The sequence below is a fragment of the Bradyrhizobium sp. NBAIM18 genome (assembly GCF_020193825.1).
Lineage (GTDB): Bacteria > Pseudomonadota > Alphaproteobacteria > Rhizobiales > Xanthobacteraceae > Bradyrhizobium > Bradyrhizobium yuanmingense.
The window spans coordinates 363,300-376,458 of the sequence record NZ_JADYVO010000003.1 but is presented as its reverse complement, the minus strand read 5'-3'; the positions used below and the strand labels follow the sequence as shown (position 1 = coordinate 376,458).

Below are 13,159 nucleotides of genomic sequence, written 5' to 3'. Positions count from 1 at the left end.
ACGTGGGATTGATGGACGCAATGCGCCTGGCCGATGCCGTTGCGCAGGATAGCCCGTTGCAGCGAGCGGTCAGCTGGGCGAGAAATATGTCCCGCGCAGGGGCACGATCAGGATCCGACGTTTGGCATTAGCGATCACAGCCTAGCCTCTCGCCGTGTCCGGCGTTGAAGCGAGAGCAGCCGGCCGCAGCGCCGAACCCATTTGCTCTGACTTTGCTCCCTTTTATCTAGGGGCTGAGAAAGCGCTGATTTGGAACGGGGCAGTGAATTGAGCGTGTGAAGATGTTCTCGCTAGGAACTCAAAAGCCGGTGTTGCTGATCGTGGGCCGCGGTCCTGTCGGGCGCAATCACAACGCACTCCACGGTACCAGCCTCCTCGTCGGCGGCAAGCGGGATCACGCCCGCCTTACGTGTGCGGTCGAATAGGAATCCTTCTTTGAAGAAGCGATCATGCGCCGCTTGAAAGGATGGCGATCGCACATTTCTTACAGATAGAATAACGTTGCGGCTGGAATAGTCGAAGCCGAGCAGCCGGATCGCAATGTTGTGTAACACCGATCCGCCACCCCAGCGGCCGTTCGCTTCATTGAACAGCAACCGTCCGTCTTTTGTGAAAATGGCGTCGATGTTGATCATTCCGCGATAGCCCAGGTCTCTCGCTAGTGCCACAAATCGGTAGGCATGCTCCTGCGCAGTCAACCATTGCTCGTTCTCCAGGTCGCTTGGAAGCTCAAGCCCCGTCCAGGTGAGAGCCCGTTCGGACCGATCTGTGCTTTTACGCAGGCGTATGTTTCCACTGTTGATAAAACCGATTGATGCATCATCCTGGATTGCATACTCGAGATAAAATAAAGATCGGGCCAAGTGGTATGATTCCACGACCAGCGTCTTACACGATGCTGTTGTGATCTCAGAGTAAAGCGCGTCAGGATCAAGCGACGGCCACGAAATCATCCGAGTATCTCTGGCTCCAGGTAGCGGATCGCTTTTGCTGCCGGTCAAGATGACATTTCCGACTCCTCCAGCTCCATTATCCAACTTTACAATGACCCTGCCGGTCTCGGATTTGAGGGCAGTGACCGCTTTGAATAGTCCATTTGGGTCCGTCGCGACACATCCATGAGGGAGCGGAAGTGCGACGCTTGTTGCCAATTGACGGAAGTGGCTCTTGCGATTCAAAAGATCAGGCCCGCGCTGCAGAGCGAAGTCGTACCCGGTCTTCGATATGCCAAGTTTGGCCGCCAAGCGTGCGACACCTTCAGTAAAGTAGCAGGGATTCAATCGCCAGGCGGATTTCTGACGAATATGTCTTTTGAGCCGCTCGACAACGGGCTGGGACAGCAACGTGCAATCATCGAGGATCGTCGATTGGCGGCTCGCAGGTACAACAAGGCGAAGACTCGATGCATCGAAATCGAGCGTCGCGCCAATGAAGGATAACAGATCCGCCGGGATCACTACGGGGGAGACGATCAGGTCGCCCTCCTGAGCAAACCACGCTGAACGGTATGCCGAGCTGGCGGCCAGCGAACGTTGAGCCTTTGTTAGATGGGCGCCCGACATCTGAGGCGTACCGGCATTCATAATTAGGATCCGCGGCATTCGCGACCTCCGGGCATCTGGACTTGATCAGGATGGGATGGTCATGGCAAGCATGACAGCCTTGCCACCCCACCGTCCGGGTGTTTCAACTTGCTGCTCCAGCATGCCATGCAATAACGTCAGATGCCGCGCTGGTCACGCGGAGTAAGACGCCGGGTCACTTCGAAAACCTGCGCAGGCCCACCGTCTGTCACACCTTTGCGCGATCGAGACGCCACGTGCGGGAAAGCAGCTTGAAGGTAGCGGGTTCGGCGAACTGATTTTGTGCGCTGCTGCGCCAGAGGAGGGGCTTGCGTCAGCTTCAGGAAAGCAGCGCCATCTAGGTGCTTCGGATTGAGTTCTACCTCGATCAATTCTGTCGTTATCGGCTCTCTGGCGGGGCGGTACGCGACCGCCACTTCGTCCAGATCCGAAATGCCCCACCATTGAAAGTTACGTGCTACCCTTAGCGCCGCAATCGGAACTCGCTGCAAAGTCCTCTCGACCGATGGGCCATCGGGCGTAAGGAGCATGACCATCGACCGGTCCGCGGATCTGACCAGCTGAGGCATCCGAAGTCCTTCACACCCATGTAGGTAACACCTCAAGAGTCTACGATTTAACGTTACGTCAGATTCAAGCCCCTTTTAGCGGGCCAATGAGAACGTGGCCAAGCTCATGCTGCCCGAAGAGGGCCCCCGAGGGGCTGGTGTCGCAAGCATTCAGCGCTGCCCTGAGGGGGAAGCTTGTGGCTGAGGCCTTGGAGGAGCGATCCGGCGAACGCGCCGGCGGCGTGTCCAACGCATGACCCCAGTCGGCCAGTTTGGACGAAATGTAGAGTTGGTCAGGGTGCGTATGCAGGCCATCACCATCGATGGCCAGTCCGCGGCGAGATGAGCGGCGCTGAGCAATCGCCATCGGAATCACCGCTGAACGAGCGAGCAGCTCGAAGCCAAGCTTGGCCGCAAGCTTTTTGAGCGTGGGCATAGAGCGCAACGCCGGCCTGCCAGTGTCTCTCCGTGTGTAAACGGCATCCGGACCTAATGTTCTCTCAGGAGAACACGCCGCTTTGCCTCCAGAAGATGCCCATCCAGCGTCTCGTGCAGCGCACGCCGCAGCTCCGGCGGGATCGAGCTATCTGTATCGATCAATTCCCGAAACTTCCGAATGATGTGTTCTATCGTTGCGATAGTTCCAAGTGTTTCAATCCTCTGCCAGGCCATCTTCGCTCGTCTCCTTTGGCGCGTTGCGCACGCTTCGTCGCGGGTCCTCACCTCAGCAACCGGGGCTCGAACACCCTTTAGTGCACCAAATGTTGGCTGTCGGGCTGAGTGTTCAGCGCGGAGCTGTTTTGACAAGGACTTGCGCAAGCGGGCGCTCCATGAGAAATCGGCACAATTTACGCGCATTCGCGGCTGCAACAGGTTTCTCGCGCGTAAGCTGCACTATTGATCGCCAGGATGCGGCATCAACCAGCTCGGAGGTCAGGCGTTTGAAACCGCGATCAAGCGATTCAATCGAGCGGCTGCAGCGCCCCGATCAAGTGATTCTTGTCCAAGCGCCACGCCTTCCTGTAGGTTCGAGGCCCGCCCGGCCACCACCAGTGCGGCCGCCGCATTCAGAAGGGCGGCATCACGAAAACGACCTGGCAGGCCATCAAGCACTTTTTGTAACGCAAAGGCATGAGCCTCGACATCACTGCACTCCAGCGCATCGGCGCGGTAGCGGGGGAGCCCGGCTTCCTCCGGCGTGACTTCGAACGTGCGGACTGTACCCGCCTCAACCGCAGCAACAAAGCTTGTGTCGGTGAGGGATAATTCATCGAGCCCGTCCGAGCCATGAACAACCCATACCGAATCGGCACCAAGGTTCTTCAAGACGTGCGCCAGAGGCTGCACCCATTCGGGAGTGAACACTCCAAGGATCTGCCGCTTGACCCTGGCTGGATTCGACAGAGCCTCGATTAGATTGAACATCGTGTGGGTTCCAAGTACGCTCCGGATCTGCCTGATGCGCTGCATCGCCGGATAGTCGGGTGACGCAAACATGAAGCCAATGTCGGCTTCGTGCACACAACGTGCAATCGCCTCAGGCTTGAGATCGACCTTTACTCCGAGGCGCGCCAACACATCTGCGGTGCTTGAGCGCAAAGATACCGCGCGGTTGACATTCTTGGCGACGGGAACGCCGACCCCGGCGACGATGAACGAAGCGCACGTCGATACGTTGAGCGAACACATAAAGGTATCGCTCGTGCCAGCGATATCCATGGGGTCACATCGCGTCTCGACCGTGGGCAGTATATTTCGCATTGCGGATGCGGCGCCCGTGACTTCTTCGATCGTTTCCCCTCGGACCCTCATCCCAATCAACAAGCCACCGATTTGCGAGGGAGTTGCGTCGCCGGACATCATGCTGTCAAACGCTGACGCGGCCTCCTCGCGGGTCAGAGTGGCGCCGGTGGCAACTTTGCCGATGATCGATTTAAGCGGTTCCATCGAACTTTACACGTTCCTTATCCAATCTAGCGTCCGTCCGTTCAGCCACACGCGTCTTCGCAACCGGGTACCCTGGTGCAGCTGCCGGTCTATCCGCACTCGCTATGCCGCACGAGTCCTTGAGGCGGGCAGTCGGATGAACGTGGCATCCGTGGCGACGCTACAACCTGACGCTACGTCAGGGTCAAGCTTTCTCCATTCGATGGTGCCCTCGAGAGGACATCGGCGGCTAGTCAGAGCACTGAGTTGCTTGATGCGAGGATAATAGCTCTGTCTCGCGCCCGCTTGCCGTCGATGTTCCGGCCGGATCACAAGGCCTCGCTTTCCGGTGCCGCTGTGGCGGAGCCGCAGAGCGGCCTCCGCGCGTGCTATGAATATAATCGATGCCAATTCCAGGCTGAGCTTAGCTGGCTCTACAAAATGACCCCACCTCACTATAATGAACCTGCGCATGACAGCCTCCAAGGAGCGATGGACGCGTCCGTTGACCGGCCCCGCATGAGGTGGTGAGCCGTTCGGCGAACCCTCGTGTGACGTGCTGCACGTCAAGCTGGGACGACTTCTGGAGAGGAGTCGGACGGACAGCTCGCAGCATCTTCACTTCGATCCGCTGCTCTTATTGCCGATGTCCCGCCCGGAGATCACGTAGCGACATTGCTGACTGAGACGATCTTGCTTGGATCTGAGGCAGGCAGTAATAGCGGTACGATCTGGTATGTGACTGCTACAAAGGCGAAACACGTCTCCCATGCAGGCCTCTTTCTCTTCTGCGGTCGGCGTTCGATCACGCGCGTTGACCGGCGCAATCATTACAGTTGCCATTGCCAGGCCTAGGGCGATATCGCGGTAGTAGAGTCTGAGGCGCGGAGCCGACTGAATTCGTTGTTTTTGAACCATGACATTTCTTCAGTTCGGAGGAGCTGATTATTGTCTTTGCTGCCCGGAACGCATCACCTGCAAACCGGGAAACAGGCGGATCTGCTTAGCTGTCTGCAAGCTCGTTGCTCTACGTTTGCCGTTCTCACTGTACGGAGCTCGTCATTTGTCTGGGACGACGGGAACGGCACCTTCCATACCGGCAGAGCCTTACGAAAGAGGTGAGGTACGAGCAGTTGCGCGCACCAGATGAACGTCTTGGAGTTGCTGTGATTGTGGAGCCACTGCATGCCTCGATGCCTCGAGGCGTTCTTGAGTCTGCCTGACATGACCTGAGGTACTATGGTCAGCTAATCGCCGGCGGATGAGTGACGGCGGACTCGCCACGATGTCGGCTCGACGCGGCCCTGGCCAGCTCTGGCGAAGCATAGAGATCAGGGGGGCCAGATGTGTTTATGTCGTTGTTGATGATGCATTCGGCCTTGCAAGAGCGACCATTATGGCGCGCTGAGACAATGTTTGGTGTCATCGCGCTTCTGTTCCACTTTATGGGAAGAGGTTGGGCGGGGTTATCTGTGAGGTAGGTTCCGTCTTGCGTCGGGTCAGCGGAGTCTGCGTTGATCGGAGTCGGGTCGCGCAGACGTCGTAACGCGCGATTACGTCCAGCAGAAACAGGAATAGCATTCGATGAATCGCGGGCCGGCTCGCATCTGGATGATGTTAGGCTCTCTCTTCGGTCGTCCCGGGCGATTGTAGATGTTTGAGGCATTCCCAATGCTCGTGAACTGTCAGGACTCGACTGATTGTCAGAGGTGATCCACACCTGTCCAGAACCCTACAATCTAACGCAGCGTGCGATTCAAGTCTTTTGGTGGGAGCAATGGTCTGAAGCTGTCGGTGACTGTGCATCCATCGTACGAGCATCGTCTGCAATGCGCATTCAGTCGTATCTGAATGATTGCTGTGGACTGGGACTGACTGCTTCGGCAGCCGGCGTCACGAGCGTCGCTCCTACGTGATAATACGGAGCGTCGGTGTCGCAATTCCTTGATCTACGGATTGCATGCTCTCGGCATGAATCCGAAAAGTAAACTGTACCAGCCCGATCACTGGCGAGGCCGCGCGGAAGCAACGCGAAAGAAAGCGGCAGCGCTCATTGACGGAAAAGCCAAAGACAGGCTGCTTAAGATTGCCTTGGAGTACGACAAGTTAGCGTGGCGTGCCCACGTGTGGCAGATGCGCAAGAATGAGGACGATACGTAGTCTGAGCAAGAGCTGCTACGGTCCAGAAGGCCTCAGCCTGTCGATCTCTAGCCGACGCAATGGCTAGGTATGTATCGCTCAGCAAGCAAGTCAATGCCGCCTGTACGGTGCGTTGAGAGAGCCAGAAGGCAAGGCGCCTGACCGTCCTATGCCACACGCACGTCAGGGCCGAGCCGGCCGCCTGCCAAACGTTTCCTCAGGTCATCTTGTTTCGTCAGCTTCTCGAAAGCGAACTTTCACATAAGGGCAATACGGCCACTAGTCCTCACTTGCAGTCGATCCGTCGCGCCTCACTTGCAAGCCCGGATCCCACTCGCCGCGGACGGTTGAGCTGCTACAGGTCAATTTGGCACTTCGTCGCGCTGCAGCGGCACATCAGTGTCGCTAATTCGAGGCATCCGGGTCATGCGTCGACATTTCCTTTGCACCCGCCGGAGCAGCCGCACTCTATGTCCAGGTAGCAGCGCGAGGCGCCCTGGCATCAGTTTGTTCGCAGCCGTGGCGACCCGCGGTTGCGAGAGGCGCCAGAAGTCCATCGCGCGGTTGCCATGCGCGAGAGTGTTTCAGAAGAACGCTGCGATGACTAAGTAGATCCCGGCCCAAAGCAGCGCATTTATGAGGAGTGCGGCCAGAGGCCACAAGTTCCACCTTTTCTGGGCTCGCCGGGAGGGACGATCGGCGCCGAAATGCTTGATCAATGGGCGCCTTGTTGCGCGCCAATGTGTCATTTCGTTACGCTGAGCGCCGGTGAACAGAAAAATGCCAAGCTTTGCATGCCCCCTATCACTCATAAGTTAGCAGTCCTCTTTTCATGGTGCATCAGAACCGATGTTCGTTGCGGCGACGATTCGGCCGATTCATTGCTCGTGCATCCTCGCTACAGCGAGGTCGCGTTCTGTCAGCACAGCAAGCGACATGCCACGAGGTAGAAGTGTCTGCAGCGCTTTTGATGCGGTGGGTTGGTGACACGGAGCCGTTGTGCGACGTCTGAGTCGCGACATTCATGTCGGAAACAACACCCGGATTAGCGGCAAAGGATGAGCGGTTCGCGAGCGCCATGCCGTAGACAACGTGTTAGGAGCTGCAGCTCAGTGATGCGGAAAAATCGGGCGACATTCGCAGTTGCAGTCGATGAGATCGACTAATCATAGTTTCTGACCGTTAGCTTACGACCAAGATAGCAGGCGATCCGCCGGATGGTTCATTTGGAAGAACGGAGCATGCCGGCGTCCGCGGCTATGTGTGTGCCGATTTGGAAGCCATAAAACTGAACCAATTTCACATAAATGGCGCATTAGGCCTGTTCAGCCTTGGCGAGGAGGCCGTCGAGTGATCAAGTACTCTCTCGCGAAGCAGCAATGTAACCCCGATCTATCTGGTGCCACTTCTGGTTTTGCGAGCATCATGAGATCTAGATGTCGTCGCCAACAGGGGAGCGTGCCATGATGAAGACCAATTCATTGAAGACGAGGTGACGCGTCAAGAGTCGCCGATTTCGTCCGCTCATGCGGGATGTGCGGTTCTGCCGGCGATGAGCAGTGAATACTGCCTGGCATCGATGACAAACTGTTTCGCCTCGGAGAGACTTAATGATGGACTTACATAAGTAGCGGCAGGTGCAATCGCCGGCTCGATTCGCCCGACGTGCAGATAGTGGTACCGCTCATGCTCAGACAACCGGCGGCCCGATGGCGCAATACGTCTTAGAGGAATAATCAGAGGAGAGTGAGTGATGATAGACATCTACGGCTTTCGCGGATGGCGCGCTGTAGATTGGTTTAGGAACGTTGGGCCGAGGACCGAGCAGGTTAACTTGTTACGAGACAGCGTCATCTACGTAGACTTCAGGGCTATCCGAGAAGCAAAGGGGCGGGCGTGCGAGCGCAGATGATAGACAAGCTGGAGGCCGGCCGCGTGCAACACGGCCGGTTCGCTACTGCTCCAGGGTCAGGCCCTTCCGGTCTGTTCCTTGTGCAGGGGCCTTGTGGGTGTGAGCTCAAGATAAGTGCGTTCGTCCGTCCTGGCTGGGAGCATGTCGCTGTTTCGACCCCGCGGCGTTGTCCGAACTGGGACGAGATGTGCTTTGTGAAAGACCTGTTCTGGGATGAAGAAGAGTGCGTCATGCAACTGCATCCGCCACATTCAAAGTACGTGAATAACAGCCGATATTGCCTTCACTTGTGGAGACCCACTTATCGAGACATTCCGATGCCGTCCCCGAGCTTCGTAGGCGTCGTTGGATTAAGTCCCTCAGATGCGGCAACGTTGTTCGCGCGAATGAACGCGACAGCATGACGGGCTGAGCTAACAAAATGCAAGCAGAAGGTATGGTCGAGCGGGTGCACAAGCACCGGTTCGGCTTCCCGAAATGACGTGTCACATGCGGGTGTATGTCGGGCTCGCTCGACTGTTGCAGTGTTCAGGCGGGCTGAACCTGAAATGCCGCCGTCAAACACGAGCGGCTAACGGCACACTGATCGGCGAGAGAAATGTCTGCGCCACTTGTTGTGAGTGAACAAAACCGTAACTTGGGTTCAAACCGGGTTTTCGGATCTGTGCTGAAGGTACGTCAGCGGCAACAACAGCATCTCACTGGCCGATGGCCGATCACGGGGACGCGAATTGCGCACTCTTGGAGGCGAAGTTGTGCCGACCGAGCGGCGCAACACGATAAAGGTGAGATCGACCACCAAACCGACGGTCGCGCTGTCCAACGTAGCCATCATCCTGACTGCATCTGCAATTCCAAGCTCGCCCTCCGTAAGTGTGCAAGAGTAACTAGCCGTTCGGCCACTGCCTGACACCTGCAGCCCCGCTCGTGAGTGGCACTGTCGTGCAACCAATTGGCCGTCGCAGCGGTAGCTTCCCCAGGCTTGTTGGTGGTCAGCTCTTCGTCAGTTTGCTGCGATATCATCCGCAGCAAGATGTAAGCAGCGCGCTCTCCCTGAGGACGCGTGCGCCGAAGAAGCAGGTGAACCAGCATGTATAATCGACTCGATGGCCAATACACACGCGCTGATCAAGCCGACGGATCGATCAAGCCCGAAGACAGTAGCGAATTTGCGCAAACACTCACTGAAGTCGCGCGACGAGAGAGCCTGCCGTCCGGCGAATTGATCGACAGAATGGGGCTCTGCTTCAGCAAGCCACATACCTCAGAGTCAATCGTTTATAGTCCAAGCAACTCGCGCCACAGCTCCTCTCTGTCCTCCAGCTCGGAGTTATCCTCTGCCGATAGCCCTGTCCGCGCTCTATTCGATTACAGGACCGCTGAATTGCCCGAAGCCAATGTCAACGGAATCTGTGTTGGATTGGTAGCGGAGTGGCTCCTTAACCTCCCAAGCAGCCCGTCATCCCGAATGAGGGCTCTGCTCCCGGACACTGAAAAGCACCGCTCAGCGGCAAGTCGGCAGGAACAGTACGAAGAGCTGAAGGCTCAATTGAAAAACGATGGCGCGGAAGGGTCTCACAACCTCCAGGCAAAAAGCACAACGTTACGCGACGCTGGCTTAGAGCCGTCTGCTGAAGAGACGCGATATAGGTTTGATACATCTTCGTGCATTGACCAGATCGTGAAGGAGCTCACCGAGGATGCGTCCATGTATTTGGTAAGCTTGCGTTTCGCCGCAGGTGGCGCCCACATGATTGCGACAGTGACGTCGAATGGAACGACGACCCTCTTTGATCCTAACTATGGGGAATTTTCTGTTCCGTCAGATGAGGTCGGAGAGTTATTCAAGAGTCTTGCGGAGCGCTACAGGAGCCCCCCGAACAAAATGTACATATCGACTGTCGTCACACAAAGGGTGACGTGAGGACTTCCTAGGTTGCAACGGACCTTACCCGATGCCCCCGCACGGAACCTCATCGGCCGGTGCGGGACAGCCACGTCGCCTAGATGGTGCACTCGACGCGGTTCTTCGGATGTTGGATCGGTGCTCTCGACGGAAGCTCTCTGGAAGTAGTGCAGAGAGGGGAGAATGTTCAGGCGATATAGGTCGTCCGATCACCCAAGTTCGTGAGCCAGCGTCTTCGCCGCCTCAAAGCCCTTGCACTCGAGCAGGATCGAGGGCCCGTTAGGCTAACTTCCTCGTGTGGGTTCCGATGCCCGGCCAATCGCGCTCAGGGCCAAGGTCGGTGACCAGGCATCCACAGAGCTGGCACAAGCTGTAGTTCGACTGCTTCGGAATCCTCGCCAGCTCTTCTGTACTGATTCGCCAACCAAATAGCTGCAGCCGACGACAACCGCATGCAGTCGCACCGGCGCCCAAACGGAGTCCTCACTCGCCACGAGCTCCCGCGCCTTGTTGCGTCGCTGCACTTCCCGTAGCGTCCGGCTTTGGTGAAAACCTGAGCCACGATCTAACTCAGTGACAACACTATGCACTGCGTCGTTCCAAGCCTCACGGTCGAATGTTTCCGCCGAGCTGGACTACGTTTGAGAACTTACTTGCCGAATAATGCGAGGTGAGATCCTTCTCCTCGACGGAGCGAGCGCATGCGGGCATTGAGCTTGATCTGGAAGACCGCCGCCCGGTAGTGTGGATCTGATCCCAGTCTCACGTCGGAAGCAGCGCGGGCGCGACTCGGCGCTGGTCGGACTGGATGTATCAGATGTTCTCTCTGCCACGCCCGCACCACTGGTTGAAGTTAGCAGAAACGTGACTCGGCGCCAAAATCCCCACGCATACTCGGGGCAAGCGCTGTCCCTACCACGTGCTGCTAACTTCAACATCGATGTAGACGGGCGAGCTTTCCGAAACCTGACGAACCCGACGCCGTGCATCAAGCGAAAGCGGCGTGTGCGGGGGAAGCCCTCCCGTCTTGAACCCCGCCACCCGCCTAGCGGAAGTTTGACTTAAAAGTATCGTTGAGTACAGACGCAAGCTCCTCCTTTAAGAGGTCGTGAAAACTCGCATATGCCATGTGCCAGCGAGAAGGTGGCAGCAGGACGCTTAAACCACACCACGCCTATCGATGTTTGCAGCGCGCGGCGAATCGAGGCGGCTCAGCCTTCTCGAGCGCCAGCCCCGATCGGGGAGCGGTATCGGGTGCTCTTTAACGCGAAAGCCTTCGCTGCCGCGGCGTGCCGCCAGGAATGAGAAGGTTAGGCCCTCATAGCAGCGCGTGCCGCATGTAGACGTGACAGTTTTCACGGACCCTTCCGCTTACGGAAGTTGCGCGTTGCGCGCGGAACCACCGCGTGGAAGGACGTCGGACATGCGGAAGATGTCAGACATACTGCACCAATTTAAGGTAGTCGTCTGTGAGGACAGGTGAGCGAATGGAGCAAGCCGCATCGTGAAGAAAGGTGGCGAGTGTCCTATTAGCCCGACTGCGAGTTTCGACAGATTGTCGTGCCGGCACGCGAGTGCGGAGAGATGTCAGTTCAGAACTGACCAGGTCAGCCGCCGCTGCGGCGCAATCTGACGCTGAGAAGCAATCAGCAGACATGACAGCTTTTGCCAGTCCCAATGTGGTGAGCCAACCCGCATAGATCAGCACGGCACCGTCAGTCTCATTCAGCCCGGAGAGCTCGTCAATTGCAGCAGCATGGACTGATGCCGCCCCAATCGACCGAAACAGATCGGCTATTTCGTCGCGTGTGGCTTTAGAGAGGAGGCAACGGCCGAGATGCGATAGGAGCGCCTCAGTCGGACCTTCGAAGATGCGGAGGATGCGAGCGTCTCGGTAGATTTTGGCCAAAGGCGTTCCCTCATCGTAGCCGCGGCCGCCTAACAGCTGGACGCATTGATCGGCGACAAGGCCGCACCACTCTGAGGACAAAACCTTCGTCGCCGACGCAAGGTGGACGTTCGGCGCACCGTGCGCTGAAACAAGTCGGCAGGATGCTGCTAGCATCGCCTTCACTACTTCCCGCCGCAGCACCATCTGTCCAAATAGCTGCTCGATGTAACTGTTCTCGATCATGCGTAGTTTACCAAGCCGACGGTGGCTTGCATAAGAGGCGGCTACCTGGATAGCGCGCTCAAGGGCTCCAAGACCCATAGCAGCCACACCGATGCGGCCGCGGTTCATACTAGATGCCGCCGCACCCCAGCCGTCTTGATCGCGAGAGAGCACGTAAGAACGGGGCATCTCGACGTCCTGGAACTCCAGGGTATTCTGAATGATGCCACGTAGGCCGAGTGTACGATGCTCGTGCGTGACCTTTAGGCCTGGAGCCTGTCTGTCAACGAGTACACCAACCAGCCGACCTTTCGCATCGGGTCCTGACGCGCGCGCAAAGCAAACGATCCAGCGAGCCCAGTCAGCAAGGCCGATCCAGATTTTGCGGCCAGAGATACGCACTTTATCTTCGTGCATGAAAGCCGCAGCCTCTATATGTCTCGGGGCAGAACCAGCTCCGGGCTCCGTCAAAGCGAAAGCGCAGAGATCGCCGCTTGTTGCACCCCGAATGATATGGGCTTGTGCGGGTATGTGCGATGCCGCTTCGATGCAGGGCAAAGCTAGGAAGTTATGGATAACGAGGGTCGACGCAGCGGAGACATCGAACGATGCCGTGGCGGAGATGAGGTCGATGGCCTCTTGCAAAGAGAGAGCTAATCCGCCGTGCTCTCCTGGTGCGGTGAGCCCGAACAGTCCATGCCTTGCCAAGATGCTGTGTAGGGTCGGAGGGAAGGCTCGGCGGTCATCGGCGTCTGCGAAATTCAGCTGACTGAGCTCAGCGATGAAACTGGAGTATCGTGCAGTTGCATGCCCTTCAGCTAAGCGTTCCTGCGTCTCCCCGAATTGAGCGTAAACTTGGGTGTACATGGCCATAAGACCACAATGATCCTGACCGCGTTTCATGCCAATTCATCCGAGAGGCTACCTTGGCCAGACATTGGTATAGTGTGGATGCAGGCGCAGTATAGGCACATTGCCAAGGGCCGGAGTGTCTTGCGGCCGCCCCGCCGGCGAGTTCTTTTGCAAAGCACC

The 13,159-nt window shown here is 57.3% G+C and carries 7 protein-coding genes; 1 reads left to right on the top strand and 6 read right to left on the bottom strand.

Translation table 11 applies throughout. The features are described 5' to 3' along the window. Window positions 1-290: 290 nt before the first annotated feature. The 5 genes from I6F17_RS09175 to I6F17_RS09155 form a co-directional block, all read right to left on the bottom strand. Complete coding sequence (locus tag I6F17_RS09175) at window positions 291-1,583, bottom strand: peptide ligase PGM1-related protein (RefSeq protein ID WP_225126408.1); 1,293 nt, start codon at window positions 1,581-1,583, stop codon at window positions 291-293. A gap of 137 nt (window positions 1,584-1,720) precedes the next feature. Then, window positions 1,721-2,119: a hypothetical protein gene (locus I6F17_RS09170; RefSeq protein WP_225126411.1), complete on the bottom strand. Its 399-nt coding sequence runs from the start codon at window positions 2,117-2,119 to the stop codon at window positions 1,721-1,723. Between the two features lie 97 nt (window positions 2,120-2,216). Continuing rightward, a complete protein-coding gene (locus I6F17_RS09165; RefSeq protein ID WP_225126413.1) occupies window positions 2,217-2,567 on the bottom strand; it encodes a hypothetical protein in 351 nt (116 codons plus the stop codon). A gap of 497 nt (window positions 2,568-3,064) precedes the next feature. Then, window positions 3,065-4,078, bottom strand: a complete 1,014-nt coding sequence (trpD, locus tag I6F17_RS09160) for an anthranilate phosphoribosyltransferase (RefSeq protein ID WP_225126415.1) — start codon at window positions 4,076-4,078, stop codon at window positions 3,065-3,067. A 3,642-nt stretch (window positions 4,079-7,720) separates the two neighbouring features. Continuing rightward, window positions 7,721-7,960: a hypothetical protein gene (locus tag I6F17_RS09155; RefSeq protein ID WP_225126424.1), complete on the bottom strand. Its 240-nt coding sequence runs from the start codon at window positions 7,958-7,960 to the stop codon at window positions 7,721-7,723. A gap of 1,238 nt (window positions 7,961-9,198) precedes the next feature. On the opposite strand from I6F17_RS09155, the gene I6F17_RS09150 reads away from it, so the two are divergent. Next, a complete protein-coding gene (locus I6F17_RS09150; RefSeq protein WP_225126426.1) occupies window positions 9,199-10,032 on the top strand; it encodes a YopT-type cysteine protease domain-containing protein in 834 nt (277 codons plus the stop codon). 1,417 nt (window positions 10,033-11,449) lie between these two features. Here the strand turns inward: I6F17_RS09150 and I6F17_RS09145 are convergent. Continuing rightward, complete coding sequence (locus tag I6F17_RS09145) at window positions 11,450-13,030, bottom strand: acyl-CoA dehydrogenase family protein (protein ID WP_225126429.1); 1,581 nt, start codon at window positions 13,028-13,030, stop codon at window positions 11,450-11,452. Window positions 13,031-13,159 lie beyond the last annotated feature (129 nt).